The 18833-nt window shown below is 71.0% G+C and carries 19 protein-coding genes; 9 read left to right on the plus strand and 10 right to left on the minus strand.

Going from position 1 to position 18833, the window contains the following annotated elements; translation table 11 throughout:
• Both ACOJSN_RS07585 and ACOJSN_RS07590 read left to right on the plus strand, forming a co-directional pair.
• A partial coding sequence (locus ACOJSN_RS07585) for an ABC transporter ATP-binding protein (protein WP_420111896.1) occupies positions 1–765 on the plus strand: 765 nt, incomplete at its 5' end.
• Positions 766–924: 159 nt separating this feature from the next.
• Positions 925–2202 (plus strand): CehA/McbA family metallohydrolase, encoded by a 1278-nt coding sequence (locus ACOJSN_RS07590; protein WP_420111897.1) that lies wholly within the window; start codon positions 925–927, stop codon positions 2200–2202.
• A 95-nt stretch (positions 2203–2297) separates the two neighbouring features.
• Here ACOJSN_RS07590 and ACOJSN_RS07595 read toward each other — a convergent pair whose 3' ends face one another.
• The 6 genes from ACOJSN_RS07595 to ACOJSN_RS07620 form a co-directional block, all read right to left on the minus strand.
• Complete coding sequence (locus ACOJSN_RS07595) at positions 2298–3125, minus strand: class I SAM-dependent methyltransferase (protein ID WP_420111898.1); 828 nt, start codon at positions 3123–3125, stop codon at positions 2298–2300.
• A gap of 89 nt (positions 3126–3214) precedes the next feature.
• Positions 3215–4045, minus strand: a complete 831-nt coding sequence (locus tag ACOJSN_RS07600; RefSeq protein ID WP_420111899.1) for an ABC transporter ATP-binding protein — start codon at positions 4043–4045, stop codon at positions 3215–3217.
• The gene (locus ACOJSN_RS07605) at positions 4042–5055 is read right to left on the minus strand and encodes a FecCD family ABC transporter permease (protein WP_420111900.1); all 1014 of its coding nucleotides are present in this window, start codon (positions 5053–5055) and stop codon (positions 4042–4044) included. Before ACOJSN_RS07605 ends, ACOJSN_RS07600 begins: the two co-directional genes overlap by 4 nt.
• On the minus strand, positions 5052–6080 hold the full coding sequence (locus tag ACOJSN_RS07610) for a FecCD family ABC transporter permease (RefSeq protein ID WP_420111901.1): 1029 nt from the start codon (positions 6078–6080) through the stop codon (positions 5052–5054). Before ACOJSN_RS07610 ends, ACOJSN_RS07605 begins: the two co-directional genes overlap by 4 nt.
• Positions 6077–7810, minus strand: a complete 1734-nt coding sequence (locus ACOJSN_RS07615; protein WP_420111902.1) for a siderophore-interacting protein — start codon at positions 7808–7810, stop codon at positions 6077–6079. Before ACOJSN_RS07615 ends, ACOJSN_RS07610 begins: the two co-directional genes overlap by 4 nt.
• Position 7811: 1 nt before the next feature.
• Positions 7812–8816 (minus strand): ABC transporter substrate-binding protein, encoded by a 1005-nt coding sequence (locus ACOJSN_RS07620; RefSeq protein WP_420111903.1) that lies wholly within the window; start codon positions 8814–8816, stop codon positions 7812–7814.
• Between the two features lie 95 nt (positions 8817–8911).
• Here ACOJSN_RS07620 and ACOJSN_RS07625 point away from each other — a divergent pair, with 95 nt between their 5' ends.
• Complete coding sequence (locus ACOJSN_RS07625; RefSeq protein WP_420111904.1) at positions 8912–9670, plus strand: helix-turn-helix domain-containing protein; 759 nt, start codon at positions 8912–8914, stop codon at positions 9668–9670.
• 25 nt (positions 9671–9695) lie between these two features.
• On the opposite strand, the gene ACOJSN_RS07630 is transcribed toward ACOJSN_RS07625, so the two are convergent.
• Positions 9696–10277, minus strand: coding sequence for a GrpB family protein (locus ACOJSN_RS07630; RefSeq protein ID WP_420111905.1), 582 nt, complete (start codon positions 10275–10277; stop codon positions 9696–9698).
• A 99-nt stretch (positions 10278–10376) separates the two neighbouring features.
• Complete coding sequence (locus ACOJSN_RS07635) at positions 10377–11582, minus strand: MFS transporter (RefSeq protein WP_420111906.1); 1206 nt, start codon at positions 11580–11582, stop codon at positions 10377–10379.
• A 150-nt stretch (positions 11583–11732) separates the two neighbouring features.
• Here ACOJSN_RS07635 and ACOJSN_RS07640 point away from each other — a divergent pair, with 150 nt between their 5' ends.
• From ACOJSN_RS07640 to mgrA, 3 genes are all read left to right on the plus strand, one after another.
• A complete protein-coding gene (locus ACOJSN_RS07640; protein ID WP_420111907.1) occupies positions 11733–12044 on the plus strand; it encodes a hypothetical protein in 312 nt (103 codons plus the stop codon).
• Positions 12045–12097: 53 nt separating this feature from the next.
• Entirely contained in the window at positions 12098–13885 is a 1788-nt protein-coding gene (gene lysS / locus ACOJSN_RS07645; RefSeq protein ID WP_420111908.1) for a lysine--tRNA ligase, read from the plus strand.
• A gap of 64 nt (positions 13886–13949) precedes the next feature.
• Positions 13950–15011: an L-glyceraldehyde 3-phosphate reductase gene (gene mgrA, locus ACOJSN_RS07650; protein WP_420111909.1), complete on the plus strand. Its 1062-nt coding sequence runs from the start codon at positions 13950–13952 to the stop codon at positions 15009–15011.
• Positions 15012–15025: 14 nt separating this feature from the next.
• On the opposite strand, the gene ACOJSN_RS07655 is transcribed toward mgrA, so the two are convergent.
• Positions 15026–15367, minus strand: a complete 342-nt coding sequence (locus ACOJSN_RS07655; RefSeq protein WP_420111910.1) for a hypothetical protein — start codon at positions 15365–15367, stop codon at positions 15026–15028.
• Between the two features lie 123 nt (positions 15368–15490).
• Here ACOJSN_RS07655 and uppS point away from each other — a divergent pair, with 123 nt between their 5' ends.
• The 3 genes from uppS (at position 15491) to ACOJSN_RS07670 (ending at position 18081) form a co-directional block, all read left to right on the plus strand.
• Positions 15491–16231, plus strand: coding sequence for a polyprenyl diphosphate synthase (gene uppS, locus ACOJSN_RS07660; RefSeq protein WP_420111911.1), 741 nt, complete (start codon positions 15491–15493; stop codon positions 16229–16231).
• 189 nt (positions 16232–16420) lie between these two features.
• Positions 16421–17959 (plus strand): sodium-dependent transporter, encoded by a 1539-nt coding sequence (locus ACOJSN_RS07665; protein ID WP_420111912.1) that lies wholly within the window; start codon positions 16421–16423, stop codon positions 17957–17959.
• Positions 17956–18081 carry a methionine/alanine import family NSS transporter small subunit gene (locus ACOJSN_RS07670; RefSeq protein ID WP_420111913.1) on the plus strand — a complete coding sequence of 42 codons (126 nt, stop codon included), beginning with the start codon at positions 17956–17958 and terminating at the stop codon, positions 18079–18081. Before ACOJSN_RS07665 ends, ACOJSN_RS07670 begins: the two co-directional genes overlap by 4 nt.
• Positions 18082–18121: 40 nt before the next feature.
• On the opposite strand, the gene ACOJSN_RS07675 is transcribed toward ACOJSN_RS07670, so the two are convergent.
• Positions 18122–18610, minus strand: coding sequence for a hypothetical protein (locus ACOJSN_RS07675; RefSeq protein WP_420111914.1), 489 nt, complete (start codon positions 18608–18610; stop codon positions 18122–18124).
• Positions 18611–18833: the final 223 nt, after the last annotated feature.

Here is an 18833-nt window from a genome sequence, read left to right on the forward strand (position 1 = left end):
CGCCAGCGCGCGCAGGCGCTGCTCGACACCGTGGGCCTGGGCGAGTACGCGCGACGCGCCGTCGCGCAGCTCTCGGGCGGGCAGCAGCAGCGCGTGGCGCTGGCCCGTGCGGTGGCGACCCGGCCGGACGTGCTGCTGCTCGACGAGCCGCTGTCCAACCTCGACGCCCGGCTGCGGCTCGAGGCGCGCACGTTCCTCAAGGAGTTGCAGCGTGAGCTCGGCGTCACCACGGTGTTCGTCACGCACGACCAGGCCGAGGCGTTGGCGCTGGCCGACCGGATCGCGGTGATGAGCGCCGGGAAGCTGATCCAGGTCGGCAGCCCGCGGGAGGTTTTCGCCAAGCCCGCGACCACGTTCGTGGCCGGCTTCATCGGCTCGACCCCGATGAACCTGATCTCCGGGAAGGTCGACGGCGGGCGGGTGCGGCTCGGATCCGCCGACGTATCGGTCCCCGCCGATGCCGAGGGCGTGGTCGATGACGGCGCCGAGGTCGTGTGGGGTGCCCGCCCGGAGTACCTGGGATGGAGCCCGACGGCGGTCGCCGACGGTGTCGAGGCCGAGGTCACCGTGGTGGAGAACCTGGGCGCGTCGGTACTCGTGACCGCGATGGCGGGCGAGGACCGGCTGCAGCTCGTGCTCGACGAGGACGACGAGCCGGAGCCTGGCTCGCGCGGCTGGGTCACCATGCGCCCCCACCGCACCCTGCTGTTCGACGCCGAGACCGGCGAGCGCCTCGACGCTCGCGGCGTGGCCGACGACGCCTGATTCACACGATCACCGAGCAGGAATGAGCGCCGTGACGCACCTCGACCGTGACCCCCGTGCCGATCCGGCACGCCAGTCACCCAGACTCCCCCACCGGCGTGACCCTCGTGCCAGTCCGGCACGCCAGTCACGCCACGCCGGTGCGGAGGAGGTGGCGCGATGACGGTGACGATCCGGCGGCGGGTCACGCTCGCCGACCAGGCGGAGAGCCGCTACCTGCCGGTGCCGTTCGACGTCCCGCCCGGGCGAGACTCGCTCGAGGTGCGGATCGCGTACGACACGAGCACCGCCGTCGTCGACCTCGGGTGTGAAGCACCGAACGGGTGGCGAGGGTGGTCGGGGGGTGCGCGGTCGCGGTTCGCGATCACCGCGGAGGCGGCGACGCCCGGCTACCTGCCGGGAGCGCCTGAGCCGGGCGCTTGGCACGTGGTGCTCGGCCTGCACCAGCTGCCTGCCGAGGGTGTGGAGATCGTGGTGGAGATCGACGTGCCGGCGGCCGCCCCGGTGGAGACGGAGCCGGTGGCGCCGGTGGCCGAGGTCGCCCGGGGCTCGAGCCGGGGACTGCCGGCGCCCGGCGGGCTGACGTGGTTCGCGGGCGACTTCCACGCGCACACGCTGCACTCGGACGGCTCGGAGAGCATCGACCAACTCGCGGCACGGGCGGTGGCGAGCGGGCTGGACTTCCTCGCGGTGACCGACCACAACACGGTGAGCCACCACGCGCACCTGCCGGGGGTGGGGGCTCGGCACCAGGTGTCGCTGCTGCCGGGGCAGGAGGTCACCACGGCGTACGGGCACGCGAACGCGTTCGGCGACATCGGATGGATCGACTTCCGGCGGCCGGGTCAGGCGTGGGTGGACGATGTCGCGGCGCGCGGCGGGGTGCTCTCGGTCAACCACGCGGTGGACGGCGACTGCGCGTGGCAGTTCCCGCTGGAGCGACTTCCCGCAGCGCTCGAGCTGTGGCACATCACCTGGTACCGGGACCTGACGGCGACGTTCCCGTGGGCGTTCTGGGCCCGCTGGGGCGGGATCTCACCGAACCCGGTGACTCCGATCGGCGGCAGCGACTTCCACCGACCGGGCGCCTACACGTTGGGGATGCCGACCACGTGGGTGTGTGCCGAGGACCCCTCACCCGAGGCGATCCTCGCCGGGGTGGCCGCTGGGCGGACCGCGATCTCGGTCGGGGCGCGCGAGAGCGCCTCGGGGCCGGTCGTCGACCCGCTGACCACGCCCCTGCTGCTCCGCCCCGACGGGTCCTCGGGCGCCGACGGCGATCTGGTGGCACTCGGCGCCGACGGCGCGGTGCTGTGTGACGCCGACGGGCGGCGCAGAGTTCTCGACGGCGACCAGGTGACGGTCCCCGCCTCGTGGGGCCGAGGCCCGTTCCACGTGGCCGACGGGCAGCGACGGATCCTCGCCCTGACCATCTGAGGGCCCGAGCGGCGATGGCCAGCGGGGCTGCCGTGTTGCGCAGCTCGATCACCAGGTGATTCTGATCCCACCGCTCCCACTCCAGAGGCCCGGCCTCACGGGTGGGTCGCGGCGACCAGGATGTGTGTGCCGCCGTCGAGCGTTCCCGATTCACCGCATGCGGCGACCTCGTTCTCGATGAAGTGTGCCCACCGCGATGGCTCGGCCTCGAGCGCAGCCACCGTTGCGGGGTCGCCCAGCGATGCCCAGTTGCTGGCGCTCATGGCCTCCACCCGACCGCCTGCGGTCTCGACAAGCTCACGCAGCTGGTTCGCACGGAACATGCGGCAGGTGTGGTCCACGCCCGGGAGGTGCCGGAGGTCACCGGTGCGGATCACCCTGTCGTTGAGCTCGTCGCCGAAGCGATCGACCACGGCGGCGATCCCCGGCAACGAATGCCGCCAGGTGCCGAGCATCGACATCACCGACGCCACCACGTACCCGGCAGGGCGAATGATCCGCAGCAGCCCGGCGAACGCAGCCTCGGCGTCCTCGAACGCATAGGAGAGTGGCCCGCCGTACGCGAGGACGACGTCGAACGAGGCATCGTCGAACCGGCTCACGTCGCGGACGTCGAGGATGTCGCGACCCGTGACGGCGGACTCAGCGCCGGTGCCCTCCAGGTGCTTCCGGTTGAGGTCGAGCTGGACCGGTGAGAAGTCCGTGACGTGCACGCGTGCCCCGAGGCTGGCGAGCTCGGCCGTGAATCGTCCCGGCCCGGCGCCGATCTCCAGCACCCGGTCGCCGGCGCTGACGAATCGTGCGAGGAAGCGCCGATGGACCTCGAGACTCGCTCGCGCTGGAGCGTCCCTGACCAACCGGTCGCGCTCAGCTTCGCCCAGGCGGTCGTAGTAGGCGCGGCTGCCGAACGGATCGTCGCTCACGGTGACATCCTGGCAGCCAGCCCGGTGCGAGTGGCAGCGGAGCGCCCGTGCCGTTGGTGTCACCTCGTCGACGCAGTCTCACTGGTGCGCTACGGCAGCGCCGGCAGCACGACCGGCACCCCGACGTCGGGGTCGGGGACCACGCGGCACCGGAGCCCGAACACCTCCTCGATCATCGGCGCGGTGACGATCCGCTCGGGGGCGCCCTCGGCGACGATGTGGCCGTCTCGCATGGCGATCAGATGGTCGGCGTAGCGGATCGCGTGGTTGATGTCGTGCAGCACGGCGACCACGGTCTGGCCGTCGTTGCGCAGGCCGGCCACGAGGTCGAGCACCTCGACCTGGTGGGCGATGTCGAGGAAGGTCGTGGGCTCGTCGAGGAGCAGCAGCGGCGTCTGCTGAGCGAGCACGAGTGCGATCCACACACGCTGCCGCTGCCCGCCGGAGAGGGCGTCGACCTCACGATCGCGCAGGTCCTCGACGCCGGTGGAGGCAAGCGCGGCGTCCACGGCGGCCTCGTCCTCGTGCGACCACCGGGAGATGAGGTTCTGGTGCGGCGACCTCCCGCGCGCCACAAGCTCGGCCACCGTGATCCCGTCGGGGGCGAGGGGGCTCTGCGGCAGCAGCCCGAGCACGCGCGCCACATCCTTGGTGCGCTGCTGGTGGATGCTCTGGCCGTCGAGCACCACCTGACCGGCCGAGGGCGAGAGCAGCCGGGCGAGCGTCTTGAGCAGGGTCGACTTGCCGCACGCGTTCGGCCCGATGATCACCGTGAATGCGCCGTCGGGGATCTGCACGTCGAGCCCGTGCAGCACCTCGCGGTCGTCGTAACCGACGACCAGTCCGTGGGCCTGCAGCCGGGTCATGTGCGTCGCCTCGTCCGCGTCGGAGATCGCCGACGGCGTGGCCTCGTTGGTCATCGTGTCTCCCTCGCGAGCAACCACACCAGGTACAGGCCGCCCAGCGTCACGGTCACGGCACCCACCGGTACCGGGCGGCCGGGGATCGCGAACTGGGCGAGGACGTCCGCCGCGCCGAGCAGCAGCGCTCCCACCAGCGCGGACGCCAGGAGCGACGGCATGCCCACGAGCCGCTTCGCGATCTGCGGTGCCGCGAGCGCGATGAAGCTGATCGGTCCGCTCAACGCCGTCACCACGGCGATCAGGCCGACCGCCGCGACGATCAGCACCACCTTGTCCAGCTCCACCCGGTGGCCGAGCATCGCCGCTGTGTCGTCGCCGAGCTCGAGCTGCTTCAAACGAGAACCGGTCAGCACCAGCAGCGCCACGAAGATCGCCACCCCGATCAGCCCGGGTGTGGCCTGCGGCCAGCGCACTCCGTTGAGCGAGCCCGCACCCCACACCGCCGCCCGCAGCGCGATGTCGAGCGAGGCCTTCACTGTGATGGCGCTGTTCACGCTCGTCAGCAGCGCGGACACCGCGATGCCCACGATGATCAGCCGGAACCCCTGCACGCCGCGCCGCCAGGCCAGCAGATAGATCACGATGGTCGTGGCGAGGCCACCGACGAATGCACCCACCGCCGTCGTGGCATAACCCGTGCCACCGAGAAGGATCACGGCGAAGACCCCGGTGAGTGCGCCGGTGGAGAACCCGATGATGTCCGGGCTGCCGAGCGGGTTGCGGGTGAGCGACTGGAACACGGCGCCGCTGAGGGCCAGCGCGGCGCCGAACGCCAGCGCGAGCACGGCGCGCGGCGCCCGCCACGACAGCACCACGGTGGCCGCCTGCTCGGGACCGCCGCCGAGCACGATCCGGATCAGCTCGCCCACCGGCACCACGTAGCTGCCGAGCGAGACCGCCACCCCGGTGACCACCACGCACGCGAGCAGCAGGATCGCGCACACCACGAGCGAGCGCCTGCGCACGAGCGCGGACGCCGGGCCAAGCCGCACGGCGAGATCGGTCACAGCCCGCTCGCCCCTCGCCGTCGGACCAGCAGGATCAGGACCGGGGCGCCGATGAACGCGGTCACCACGCCGACCTGCAGCTCAGTGGGCCACAGCACCACACGGCCGATCACGTCGGCGGTGAGCAGCAGCACCGCGCCCACGAGCATCGAGCCGGGGATCACCCAGCGCTGGTCCGGCCCGGTGATCCAGCGGACGATGTGCGGCACCATCAGCCCGACGAAGCCGATCGGCCCGGCAGCCGCGGTCGCCGCACCGCACAGCAGCGTGATCGCGACCACGCACGCCACCTGCAGCGCCGCCACGGGCACCCCGAGCGAGCGCGCCATGTCGTCGCCGAGCGCCATCGTGTTGAGCGGACCGGCGCACAGCAGCGCCAGCAGCAGGCCCGCCATGATGAACCAGCCGACCGCGCCCACGGTCTCCGGCGGCCGGTCGGTGATGCTGCCGGCGCCCCAGAACCGCATCCGGTCATAGATGGTCGGGTTGAGCAGCGCGAGCGTCTGGGACATCCCGCCGAGCACCGCCGCGAGCGCGACGCCCACGAGGATGAACCGCACCGGGCTGGCACCGGACCGGCCGCGTGTGGACAGCAGGTACACCAGCACGGTCGCGAGCACGGCGCCGAGGAAGGAGTAGGGCAGGAACTGCTGCACCCGGCTCAGCCCGAGGATCGCGACCGCCAGCACCACGGCGAACCCCGCGCCCGCGTTGACCCCGAGGATGCCCGGATCAGCGAGTGGGTTGCGGGTGAGTGCCTGGATGAGCGCACCCGCCACGGCGAACGCGGCACCGCACATCACGCCGAGCAGCGCGCGCGGCACCCGGAGTGTCCAGACGATGTCGGCGCGGTCGGTGGGGTGCAGCAGCTGGTGGATGCTCTCGCCGACCGAGATCATGCCCGAGCCCACGAGCATGCTCACCGCCAGCATCGCCGCGAGGGCGAGGACCGCGAGCAGCAGCAACCACCGGCGCCCGCGCGCTCTCGAGGTGGTCGTGATCTGCGTCGCGGTCGCGGTGCTCACCGGCGCAGGGCGAATGCCACGAAGTCCCAGCCGAGCGCCGTCGTCGACGCCACCCGCCAACCGGCCGCCTCGGCGAGCCGCGTGATCTCGGCCTCGGTGCGCCGCCCGGCCCCCGTCATTGCCAGCTGGGTCAGGTCACGCGCGGCGCCGCGGCTCCCGCCGGGCCCGGTCGCCGTGAAGGCATCGACGACGACGGCGGAGCTCGCCTGCTCGGCGAGCGCACCCAGCAGGCTGGTCACCTCGTCATCGGTGCGGGTCTCGATCTCGAGGGCGCTCACCACGAGGTCGGGCGCCCCCTGCGCACCCGCGTCGAGTGCGGCAGCGCCGGGAGCGAGCTGCCCGGCCAGGATGGCGCGCTCGCTCGGGGTGCCACCGAGGCGCACGGCGGGTCCGGCCAGTCCCGCGACGATCGCTGCGCCCGGCCCCTGAGCGGTCACAGTGCTCGCTTCCCGCCACGCGGGGAGCTGGGCCAACGACTCGGCCACGAACGAGAAGGTGGCGGACTCGGCAACGAGCTCGGAGAACCAGGCGTCGTCCTGCTCGGCCGCGCGAGCGAGCGTGTGGCCCTGCCGCCGCGCCCAGGCCGGCTCGCCCGCCTGCAGCGCCGGCGCAAGATCGACCAGCGCGTCGATCACGCTGCCCTCCACCGAGTCGGGTTCGAGCTCCTCGAGGGTGTGCTCGTCGTCGAGGATGCGCTCTCCCAGGCTGCCGAGACCCACGGAGCCCGGCCCACCGCCGTCGAGCATCACCACCTCGATCGTGGCGAGATAGCCGAGCAGCGCCGCGAGCGCGGGTTCGGCCACACCGAGGCTACGGGCGAGGTCGGAGGTGTCGCGGGCGCCTGCGGCGAGCGCCTCGAGCAGCCCGAGGCGAACCGCGGCGCGGACGCTCAGCCACGGCAGCGGGTCGAGCAGCGCGAGCGCCTTGCGGGCGGCGGTGTCCTCGGCGGCCCAGTAGCCGGTGACGTTGTGATGCGAGGTGGGCACCTTCTTGACGTGACGCAGCCAGCGGCGCAGCTCGATGAGCGAGCGGCTCTCGCCCGCCGCCCACACGAACCCGGTGCCGGCGGGCAGGTCGGCGGCGATGACCGACTGCGGCAGTCGTGACGGCGCGCGCTCGGGCGTGGTGACCCACCTCAGCGTGTCCCGGTCGCGGAGCGGGACGGGCAGCTGCGCGCTCGGGTGGCGGATCTCGAGGTGGACGTGCACCGGCGCCTCGCTCGGCCGATCGGCGAGGAAACGGAGGATCGCGGGGATCGCGGTCTCGTCGCCGGCGAGGACCACCCAGTCGAGCTGCTCGGGCAGCACGAGCGAGCTCTTCGGGCCGACGAAGTGCAGCCGGTCCCCCGGCTTCGCATCCGCGGCCCACGAGGCCGCGGGGCCGTCGCCGTGCATGACGAAGTCGAGATCGAGCTCGAGCCCGACGGCGTCCCACCGGGAGGGGGTGTAGTCGCGCCCTTGTCGGTGGGGAGCCGGTGGCCAGTCGATGCTGCGTGCCCGCTGCACCGGCAGCGCGGTCTGCAGGTCACCGTCGGCGGCGAAGACGAGCTTGACGTGGTCGTCGAACGCCTCGTTGATGAAGGCCGGCATCCGGTCCTCACCCACCGTGAACTCCCCCAGCTGGTCGCCGGTCACGGTGACGCGGCGCAGGCGCGGCGTCACGTCGGCGACGGCGCTCACCGTCACCTCGCGCAGCACCAGTGGGTGGGTGCGCAACGCGGACTGCGCCATCTCAGCCGAACTCCGCCTCGATGTAGTCGAGCAGCTCCAGCGCCGTCTGGTAGTCGGCGCGGTGAGCCCAGTACGGCAGGTCGTAGGCCTGGTCGTTCTGGTAGGCGGGCAGGTCGCCGTAGGTGGGGTCCTCGCCGAGCTCGGCGGCGCTGATCACCTCGGACTGGAATCCGAGCACGAACACGGTGGGTGCGGTGATCGCCTGGCCCACCTGCTCGGTGGACATCTCGAAGCTGTCGCCGCTGCCCATGCGCTCGAAGTGCGGGTTCTCGGCGAGGATCGGCTGCGGCTCGAACCCCAGCTCGGCGAGCGCCTGCGGCAGCGCGGAGTCCTCAGGGATCGAGAACGGGCGCAGATCGGGAAGCATCAGCAGGTAGGCGACCGGGGTCTCCGGCACCGTGATCGCATCGCGGACCTCAGCCGCGCGGGCGGCGTAGGCGTCTTCCAGCGCCTGCGCATCGTCGGGCCGGTCGAGCACGTCGCCCGCGATGTAGTCGAGCTGGACGTGCCAGTCCGGGAGCGCCTGGTCCACGATCACGGTGGGGGCGATCTCGCTGAGCTGGTCGTAGGCCTCGATCGCCTGCATGCCGGGGAAGCCCTGGCCACCGGCCACGATCAGGTCGGGCTCCATCAGGAGGATGGCCTCGAGGTCGAAGCCGTCGTTGCTCCACGGCACGATCTCGGTGCCGTCGGCAGCGGCCTCGTCGGCCCAGAACGGCGGAAAGTCCGTCGACTCGGTGTTGAGCGGCACCGATCCGACGACAGGCACGTCGAGGGCGTAGAAGAACCCTGTGAGGGCGGAGTTGAGGACCACGATCCGCTGCGGGTCGGCGGGGATCGTCACCTCCCCCTGGATGGTGTCGACCGCGCGGTCGGCGGCGCCGTCCGCGGCGCTCTGGCCGGCGTCGGTGCCGTCATCGGTGGTGGCGTCGGAGCCGCCGCCGCATCCCGCGAGCAGCGCGAGAGCGAGGGCAGCAGCGGGCAGGGCAAGAAGAGGTCGGCGCACGCGCACAGGGCGGTCCTAGGTCTGGGGAAGCGAGGGGGACGTCGGTTACGTTAGCCTTGCCTAAGTGCCAGAAGGCGACATTGCGAGGCCATGACATGACGCTTGCGGACCCGCGGCTGCTGCCGGCACAGGACGAGCCGGAGGCGGTGGTCCAGTTCCGCTCGCACGCGCCGCACCAGCACGCGGAACCGCACCTGATCTACCTGATCTCCGGTGCGGGGTCGGTGCGGCTGGCCGCGGGTGAGCACCCGCTGGCTCCCGGCACCGGGCTCTGGCTCGATGCCGGCGTGGAGCACGAGCTGCGGCTCGAGGGCCCCGGGGTGGTGCTGGGGCCGCTGCTGTCACCCTCGGCGCGGCCGCCCAGGGGTAGGGAGCGGCGCGTGCAGTCGCCCGAGCTGCACGAGCTGATGACGATCCTGCTCGCCCGGTGGGCCACACCGGGATTCGACCGGCTGCTGTTCCGCGACTCGATGGAACGAGTGCTCGCCGAGATCGGCACGGACTGGTTCGACCTGGTGCTGCCGCGTCATGCCGCTGCGCGCGAGATCGCCCTGGCGGCGCCGACCAGCACCGCGACGCTCGCCGACCTCGCGGCGGAGCAGTTCCTCAGCACCCGTCAGGTGCAGCGGATCTTCCTGGAGCAGACCGGGCTGCCGTTCGCCACGTGGCGCTCCCGCGCGCGGCTCAACCGGGCGATCGCCGCGCTGCGTCGAGGCGAGGGGATGCGGGCTGCCGTGACGGACTCGGGCTTCGGCTCGCGGCGCACGTTGCGGCGCGCACTGGCGCGCGAGGCCGTGGAGGTTGGCGCCCTGCTACCCCTGCGTGCCTCACCCCACCCCGCTGGTCCGAGGTGATCCGATACCACCGTGAGGTACCCGATTACCTCGAGCCCGGGCGGTGGTGGCGATCCGCAGCCCAGCGCTCGGCGGCCTCCATGATCAGGTCACACACCGGGTCCTTGACGTCGTAGTACGCCTCGGCGTCGTCGGGGTGGAGCCGTGCGAGCGCGGTCTTGACCTGCGCGTACGCGGCGGCGGCCGCGGGTGCGGCGCGCAGGTAGTCACGGAACAACAGGGCGTAGCGCTCGTTCGGGCTGCCGACGGCGCGCACATGCAGATGCGTCGGCCGCCACGAGGTCGGCGGGCGGAAGTAGAGCTTGCGCCAGCCCTCGTTGCCGTGGGTGTCGCCGGGCGGGACGTGGTCGGCGACGATCGAGGTGGGCGTGGCGCCGAGCCGGGCGAAGGCGTCGGGGATGCGGGCATCATCGAGGTCGGCAACGCTCACCTGGATGTCGATGACGTCCTTCGCTGCCAGGCCCGGCACTGACGTCGACCCGATGTGCTCCACCCGCACGGCCAACTCGCCGAGCGCCCCGACGATGCGCTGCCGCACCGCCTCGAACTCCTCCGGCCAGCGCGGGTCGTAGGGACTGATGACGATGCCGGGGACCCCAGTGCTCATCGGATCAACACTGCCACCCAACCTGGTTGGAGGTCATCGGAGACCACCGCGAGGCATTCGATTGCCTCGAACCAGGGCGGGTTCAGGTGTCAGCGATCGTCAGGCCTGCTCGACGGCGGTGGGTCGCCGTGGGATCGCGAGCGCACCCAGGGCCCCGATCACGGCCGCGATCGCGAGTGCGAGCGCGCGGCCGCTGGTGGCGTCGGTGAGGACACCGGCGCCGATCGGGCCGATCGCTGCGCCGATCCCCCGCGACATCGAGTACGCGCCGAGCACCAGGCCGATGGTGCGGACGTCGACCACGTCTGCGGTGAAGATGCTCTCGAGGGTGGAGAACATGCCGACAGCGATGCCCGCGAGCACCACGAACACGATCGCGACCGCGAGCTGCCCGGAGACGAGCAGCAACAGCGACGAGAGGCCGATCAGCAGCAGGCTGCCGCGGAACAACGGCTCGGAGCCCACGCGGCTGACCAGCCAGGGCAGCGGCAGCCGGCCAGCGAGCTGGAACAACCCCCGCAGACCCGCCAGCGAGGAGGCGACACCCAACGTGAGTCCCGCCGTCACCATGGCCGGCACCTGGTAGAGGAACAGCACCGACGTCACGATCCCGCCGCAGACGGCGACGACCAGCAGCCGGCGTACGAGCGGCTCACGCACCGCCGTCGCCAGCCCACGGAGCAGACCGAGGCGAGGGCCGCCGTCGTCGGCCGTGGGAGTGGTGGGCACCACGGCGGCGGCGCCGAGGAACACGGCAACCACCGCGCCGCCGACCACGGCGATGGCGGCGCGCCACCCCCAGTGCTGCGCCATCAGGCCCATCAGCGGCAGGAACACCGGGCTGGCGAACGCGCCCCAGAGGGTGTTGACCGTGATCGCGCGGGTGCGGTCGGCGGGTGCCAGCCGCGCGATGCTCGCGTGCACAGCGGTGTAGTAGCCGGCGGCCCCCACCACGCACTGGGTGGCGATCGCCCCGATCACGAACACCACCGGGTCGGTGGCGGTGGCCGTGACCGCGGTGCCGACGCCGGCTGCGACCGCGGCGACGAGGAACACCAGGCGGGGCCCCGCGGTATCGATCGCCCGACCGGCGACCACGGCGACGAAGCCACTGGCGAGCAGGCCGAGGCCGTACGCCGTCGAGAGCGTTGACTCCGACCAGCCGGTGTTCGTGGCGATCGGCGAGACGAGCACGCCGTAGCCGTAGAACCACGAGCCGAACGCGACGATGACCACAAGGCCGAACGTGACCGTGAGCCGCCGCGGTAGCCGGTCAGCGCGGGCGGCGGCCGGGGTGCGGGGCATCGCCTGGCATCCTCGCAGATGAGAGCGGAACCGGGAGCCCGGCTGGCCCACGATGCCGAGATCGTAGGTCGAAGCCGAGATCGTAGATCTGGACCTACGATCTCGACGCATACCTACGATCTCGAGCTAGTCGGGAAGGGAGACGTACGCATGCCCGACGAACGAACCCGGGTGGTCTGCCTGTGCGGCTCGCTGCGGTTCCAGGACGCGTTCGAGACCGAACGGCGGCGACTCACGTCGCTGGGCGTCATCGTGCTCGCTCCGGAGCCGGTGGACGGCGAGCTGACGCCCGCACGGCGCGACGCCCTGGGCGAGCTGCACCTGAGGCGGATCGACCTCGCGGACGAGGTCCGCGTGGTGAGCGAGGGCGGCTACGTCGGATCGGCGACGCAGCGCGAGGTCGCGTACGCGCGAGCGCTGGGCAAGGCCGTCAGCGCGGTGGAGCCGGCGCTCGAGGTGTGAGCCGCCCATCCCAGGGCGGCGCACGCGGCGCCGGGCGCATAGCCTTGGCACCTGTGACCACGCCTGACCCCACCCTCGCCTCGCCCCACTCGCCGACCCTGGACGACTGGGTCTCTCGCCACGCCGACGAGGTGATCGCGGCGGCCGAGCGACTCGGGACGCCGGTGGTGTGCGCGTCCGGGCTGTCGCCGTCGGGTCCGATCCACCTGGGGAACCTGCGCGAAGTGATGACGCCGCACCTGGTCGCGGACGAGGTGCGGCGCCGCGGGATCGCGTGCGATCACCTGATCAGCTGGGACGACTACGACCGGTTCCGCAAGGTCCCTGCCGGCATCGACGGCGTCGACGAGTCCTGGAACGAGCACATCGGCAAGCCGCTGACGGCGGTGCCGGCGCCGCCCGGGTCAGCGCACGACTCGTGGGCGGCCCACTTCCGCGCTCAGTGCGAGCAGTCCCTGGCCGAGTTGGGGATCACCTACCGCGGTATCAGCCAGACCGCGCAGTACACGGCCGGCGCGTACGCCGAGCAGGTGCTGTTCGCGATGAAGCACCGCACCCAGATCGACACGGTGCTCGACCGATACCGCACGCTGGACGCCGCCGCGAAGGCCGGCACACCGCAGCCGCTCTCCGAGGACGAGCAGAGCGCTGCGGACGACGCCGCCGAGGGCTCCGGTGCGGCCGCCGAGGACGACGGCTCCTCCGGTGCCGAGTACTACCCGTACAAGCCGTACTGCACGCTCTGCGACCGGGACACCACCACGGTCACCGCATACGACGACGACTCCACCGAACTCACCTACACCTGCTCCTGCGGGCACGGCGAGACGGTGCTGCTGAAGGACTTCCACCACGGCAAGCTCGTGTGGAAGGTCGACTGGCCGATGCGCTGGGCGTTCGAGAAGGTGATCTTCGAGCCCTCCGGTGTGGACCACCAGTCGCCGGGATCCTCGTTCGCCGTCGGGCTCGACCTGGCGCCGCTGTTCGGGTGGCAGCGGCCGATCGGGCCGATGTATGCGTTCGTGGGCATCAAGGGGATGGCGAAGATGTCGTCCTCGCGGGGGCAGGTGCCGGTGCCGGCCGATGCGCTGCAGATCATGGAGCCGGCCGTGCTGCGTTGGATGTACGCCCGGCGCAAGCCCAACCAGAGTTTCGAGGTCGCGTTCGACGCCGAGCTGCTGCGGCTGTACGACGAGTGGGATGCGCTGAACCGCCGCATCTCCGCCGGGTCCGCGCAGGCGGCCGAGCAGGCAGCGCACGCGCGCGCCTCGAGCACGGCCGACGGCGGTCTGCTGCCGGTGACGCCCCGCCCGGTCGCCTACCGCACGCTGGCATCGGTCGTCGACATCACCACGGGCGACGCCGACCAGCTGCTCCGCATCGTCAGCCAGGTCGAGGAGGAGCCGATCGCCGACCTCGGCGAGCTGCGACCCCGGCTGAGCTGTGTCGAGCACTGGGTGGCGGACCGGATGCCACCGGAGGACCGCACCGTGGTACGAACGGCGCCGGACGCCGTCGGGCACTCAGCCCTGACCGATGACCAACGGGACGCGCTCGCGATGCTGCTCGACGGCAACGGCGAGGACCTCCCGCGGATCGAGACCGCCTGGAGCATCGCCGGCCTGACGCACCAGGTGTACGGGGTGCCGAAGGTGCAGCGCGGGCTCGCCGCCGATCAGATCGTCAAGGGTGACAAGGAGCTCTCGACGGCGCAGCGCGAGTTCTTCCGGCTCGTGTACCAGCTGCTCATCGGCAAGGACACCGGGCCGCGGCTGCCTACGCTCCTGCTGGCCGTCGGGCCCGAGCGGGTGCGCGAGCTCGTGACGATTCAGCCGCGCTGATCGGCGGAGGCCCGTAGCGGAGCAGCGGTCCCGAAGAACGCGCTGAATCGGGTTGGATGTATCCATGCCCCTCGCACCCCGGTACCTGGCCGACGACGCCCGCTATGACTCGATGACCTACCGCCGCACCGGCCGCTCCGGCCTCGATCTGCCGGCGCTGTCGCTGGGCCTGTGGCACAACTTCGGTGATGTCAACCCGTTCGAGACCCAGCGCGCCATCCTGTGGCGGGCGTTCGACCTGGGCATCACGCACATCGACCTGGCGAACAACTACGGTCCGCCCTACGGCTCCGCGGAGGAGAACTTCGGGCGGCACCTCGCGAAAGACTTCGCGCCCTACCGTGACGAGCTCGTGATCTCCACCAAGGCCGGCTACGACATGTGGCCCGGCCCGTACGGCGACCACGGCTCGCGCAAGTACCTGCTGTCCTCGCTCGAGCAGTCGCTGGGCCGGATGGGCCTGGACCACGTGGACATCTTCTACCACCACCGCCCCGACCCCTCGACGCCGCTCGCGGAGACGATGGGCGCACTCGCCTCCGCCGTGCAGCAAGGCAAGGCGACCTACGTGGGCGTGTCCAACTACTCGCCCTCGCGCACGCGCGAGGCGGCTGCCGTGCTGGCCGAACTGGGTGTGCCTCTGCTCATCCACCAGCCGAGCTACTCGATGTTCAACCGTCACATAGAAGACGCAGCGATCGAGGACCGTTATGACGGTCGGCAGAGCGAGTCGCTGCTCGACGTCGTGGGTGACCTCGGCGTGGGAACGATCGTCTTCTCGCCGCTGGCTCAGGGCCTGCTGACGGGTCGCTACCTCGGCGGGTCGGCACCCGAGGGGTCCCGGGCCGCACGCAGCGACTCACCGTTCCTGTCCTCGACGAGCCTCACCGAGACCTACCTCGAGCGGGCACGAGCGCTCAACGCGATCGCGGAGGACCGGGGCCAGAGCCTCGCGCAGCTGGCGCTGTCGTGGGCGTTGCGCGACGAGCGGGTGACGTCGGCGCTCATCGGCGCGTCCTCGGTGGCGCAACTGGAGGACAACGTGGCTGCGCTGGCGTCCCCGCCGCTCACCGAAGACGAGATCACGGCGATCGAGCCCCACGCCGTGGATGGCACGGGCCGCTGACCATCGGCAGCGACTCAGTTCGTTGGGACCAGCCGGACGCCGTCGGCGTCAATGCTGATCTGCTGGTCCGGGCAGACCGGTCCGGCGACATCGTCGGTCTTGCCCGAGGGGCGTTCGACGCTGATATCTCCAGGCGTACATCCGTAGCCGAGCAGCACCACACCACCGTCAGCGGTGACGTCGACCTGCTCGTCGCCCAGGTCGACGGTCACGGCTTCGCCGCTGACGTTGCTGATGCTCAGATCGCCGGTGTTGCTGCATGAGACCAAGCAGGGCGTTGCCATCAGCAGCAGGAGCGCCCGCCCCCGTGGCCACGCTCCCCGCGCGCCCATGGTCCCTCCCGAGTACACCTGCACGATCCGACGGTAGCTCCGGGTCCGACACGCGAACCGGCCCTTCACGGAAGTGACACAACACTCGACCTGCGACAGCACACCCGACAGCGGGCCCATGGCCGGGTCCCCTCGTACGGTGGGGCCGTGGACGGATCCTTCACAGGCAGCCGGTGGCGGCGCTCGGCGCCGGCCCTCGATGCGGACGCGCCTCGCCACGTCGGCATCATCATGGACGGCAACCGCCGGTGGGCACGGGCACGCGGGCGAATGCCGAGTTTCGGTCATGATGTCGGTGCGAACCATCTGGCGGATGTGCTCGGCTGGCTGCGCGTCCGCGGCGTGGAGCACGTCAGCGTCTACGTGCTCTCGGCTGACAACATCCGCAAGCGTTCGACGGGAGAGATTCACCACCTCTTCGGCCTCATCGAGACGGTCCTGTCGAAGGCTGTGGAGCGGGCTCACGACTGGCAGCTGCACGTCTCGGGGGACACGCGTCTCCTGCCCGCACCCGCGCGCGGCGCGCTAGCGCAGGTGGTCCAGGAGACGCGTGGGCGTCCCTGCCATCTGACACTCGCCATCGGGTACTCACCGCACGAGGACATCGCCACCGGCATCCGCGCCGCCCTGCACCAGGGCATTGACCCCGCCTCGGCCGAGTTCATCGGGGCGGTGAGTGGGAACCTGCCAGGAGGGCCGGTCAAGGAGATCGACCTCGTCATCCGAACCGGCAACGAGCAGCGGACCTCCGGCTTCTTCCCGTGGCAGTCGATCCATTCGGAGATCGTTCGCTCTCGCAAGATGTGGCCCGCGTTCAACGAGGCCGACCTCGACCGCGTGCTGGCCGAGTACCGCCGGCGCCGGATCCGGGCACACAGCGAAGGCTGATACGGCCTCAGTCGAGGGCGCGCGGGGACTAGTGGCACGCGTTCGAGGGTCCTGAACGCTCGGCGCGTCAATGCGGCGCCTCGCTTCGTTGCCGTCCTCGGCGATACATCCACTCGTGCGTCGCCGAACTGTCCAGCAACGTCGGACGCGCACCACTAGCGTGACTCCCTGACCGACCAGGAGGTGCCGATGGCTGCCACGACCGATGTCGAAGCGCGGAGAGGTGCGTTCTCCTCGCGGACCGTGTTCATCTTCGCCGCGATCGGCTCCGCCGTGGGGCTCGGGAACATCTGGCGGTTCCCCTACGTCGCCTACGAGGGCGGCGGCGGCGCGTTCATGATCCCTTACATCGTCGCCCTGCTCGTAGCCGGTCTGCCGTTCCTGCTGATGGACTACGCGCTCGGGCATCGGTTCCGGGGATCGGCACCGCTGGCGTTCGCGCGGCTGCGGCGGTGGACGGAAGGCATCGGCTGGTGGCAGGTGGCGATCTGCCTGGCGATCGCGGTCTATTACGCCGCGGTGATCGCGTGGTCGATCCGGTACACCGGCTTCTCGTTCACGCAGGCGTGGGGGGACGACCCCGAGTCGTTCCTGATCAAGGACTTCCTGCAGGTCAGCGATGGCGTCTCGTTCACGGTCGTGCCCGGTGTGCTGGTGCCGTTGGTGCTGGTGTGGCTGGCCACGATCGTCATCATGGCGCTCGGCGTGCAGAAGGGGATCGGGGCCACCTCCGTGGTCTTCATCCCGGTCCTGCTGCTCGCGTTCACCGCGCTGGTGGTGCAGGCGGTGATGCTGCCGGGCGCCGGCGCTGGGCTCGACGCGTTGTTCACCCCGCACTGGGCAGCTCTGGCCGAACCCGCGGTCTGGGGCGCGGCGTTCGGGCAGATCTTCTTCTCGCTGTCGGTGGGCTTCGGAATCATGATCACCTACAGCTCCTACGTGGGCCGCAAGACCGACATGACCGGGTCGGGCCTGGTGGTCGGCTTCTCGAACTCGGGCTTCGAGCTGCTCGCCGGTATCGGTGTGTTCGCAGCCCTCGGGTTCCTTGCGCAGGCCAACGGCGTCCATGTGACCGAGGTGGTGGAGGGCGGCATCGGGCTGGCGTTCATCGTGTTCCCGGCGATCATCAGCGAGGCACCCGCAGGCGCCCTGATCGGGGTGCTGTTCTTCGGGTCGCTCGTGCTCGCGGGCATCACCTCGTTGGTGAGCATCCTGGAGGTGGTGATCTCCGCCGTCCGAGACAAGTTCGACCTGACCAGGGTGCGCGCGACGCTGCTGGTCACGGTGCCGGCTGCGTTGATCAGCATCGCGTTCTTCTCGACCGCCAGCGGTCTGAACGTGCTCGACATCGTGGACCACTTCGTCAACCAGTACGGGATCCTGCTGGTCGCCGTGGTGAGCACGATCGCCGTGGCGTGGGGCGTCCGCGCGCTCCCGACCCTGGCGGCCCACCTCAACCGCACCGGCTCGCTGCACCTCGGGCGGTGGTGGTACGTGCTGGTCGGCGGCGTGATCCCGGTCGCGCTGACCTACATCCTCGTGCAGCAGCTGATCGCCGACCTGCGCACCCCGTACGGCGGCTTCCCGACATGGATGCTGGCCGTGTTCGGCTGGGGCATCGCGATCGCCACCATCGTCTTCGGGCTCCTCGCCGGCCGCACCAGATGGCGGGAGGGCACCGCCGTCGACGACTTCGACGCCGACCAGGACAGGCAGGAGGCAGCATGAGCGGGGCAGCGATCGCCATGATGGCGGTGTCGATGGTCATCGTGTGGGGCGGCCTCGTGGCCGCGATCATCAACCTTCGGCGGGGCGGCGAAGGCGGCCCTGGCTCGCATCGCGACCTGTAGAGCAGATCACGACGGCGCTGCCTCGCCCGCGTAGGCGGGTTCAGTCTGCTGGGTCGTCCTTGCTGGCGTCATCGTCCTTGGCGACCACGGCACCGGCGGCCTTCGCGAGATTCTTGGCGGCCTCGGCTCCCCCGCTCACGAGTGCTTCGAAGAGTGTGTTGAGGTCGATGAGGTCGCGGTCGACGTAGGTGAGCTTGCCGTCCTTGTCCTTGAGGATCAGCAGCCCGCGAACCTCGCAGTTCTTCGTGACCTTGGGCTCGCCGTCGTCACCGACCCAGATCAGGGCGGAGCAGCCGGTGCGGTTGATGATCCAGACCACGATCTTCGCCAGTCCAGCGACACCGATCAGGGCCATCGCCACGATCCACACGAACACGGGCACGAGCGCCTTGTTGGGGTCGGACTCGACCACCACCTCCTCGAGCGAGACGTCGGTGGCCTCGTCGACGTCGGCGTCGAGGTACTCCGCAAGCGCGCGCGCTTCCTCCACGGTCCCGACGGTCACCTGCACGTTCAGCTGCTCAGACATCTGGCCATCTCCTTCGATCGGCACGACCCCCGGTGGCGCGAGCGTAGAGCCTTCTTACTCCGGCTGTGCCGCACTTCGGACGCTGTGCGCGCCTGCCGTGGCGAGGCGATCGTCAGGTGCTCGGCAGCACCGAGGCGACGTCGGTGTGAGTGACGTCGGATCCGACGAAGAGGAGTGGCTCTCCCGCCGTGACCGACAGCGCGTAGGCAAAGCAGTCCCCATA

Source organism: Pseudactinotalea sp., assembly GCF_048594945.1.
In the GTDB taxonomy this organism is placed as follows: domain Bacteria; phylum Actinomycetota; class Actinomycetes; order Actinomycetales; family Beutenbergiaceae; genus Pseudactinotalea.

Coding starts and splice junctions, on each gene's coding strand:
- ACOJSN_RS07590 (WP_420111897.1), top strand. CDS start 925: ATGACGGTGACGATCCGGCGGCGGGTCACGCTCGCCGACCAGGCGGAG.
- ACOJSN_RS07600 (WP_420111899.1), bottom strand. CDS start 4,045: ATGACCAACGAGGCCACGCCGTCGGCGATCTCCGACGCGGACGAGGCG.
- ACOJSN_RS07615 (WP_420111902.1), bottom strand. CDS start 7,810: ATGGCGCAGTCCGCGTTGCGCACCCACCCACTGGTGCTGCGCGAGGTG.
- ACOJSN_RS07625 (WP_420111904.1), top strand. CDS start 8,912: ATGACGCTTGCGGACCCGCGGCTGCTGCCGGCACAGGACGAGCCGGAG.
- ACOJSN_RS07630 (WP_420111905.1), bottom strand. CDS start 10,277: ATGAGCACTGGGGTCCCCGGCATCGTCATCAGTCCCTACGACCCGCGC.
- ACOJSN_RS07635 (WP_420111906.1), bottom strand. CDS start 11,582: ATGCCCCGCACCCCGGCCGCCGCCCGCGCTGACCGGCTACCGCGGCGG.
- ACOJSN_RS07640 (WP_420111907.1), top strand. CDS start 11,733: ATGCCCGACGAACGAACCCGGGTGGTCTGCCTGTGCGGCTCGCTGCGG.
- mgrA (WP_420111909.1), top strand. CDS start 13,950: ATGCCCCTCGCACCCCGGTACCTGGCCGACGACGCCCGCTATGACTCG.
- ACOJSN_RS07665 (WP_420111912.1), top strand. CDS start 16,421: ATGGCTGCCACGACCGATGTCGAAGCGCGGAGAGGTGCGTTCTCCTCG.
- ACOJSN_RS07670 (WP_420111913.1), top strand. CDS start 17,956: ATGAGCGGGGCAGCGATCGCCATGATGGCGGTGTCGATGGTCATCGTG.
- ACOJSN_RS07675 (WP_420111914.1), bottom strand. CDS start 18,610: ATGTCTGAGCAGCTGAACGTGCAGGTGACCGTCGGGACCGTGGAGGAA.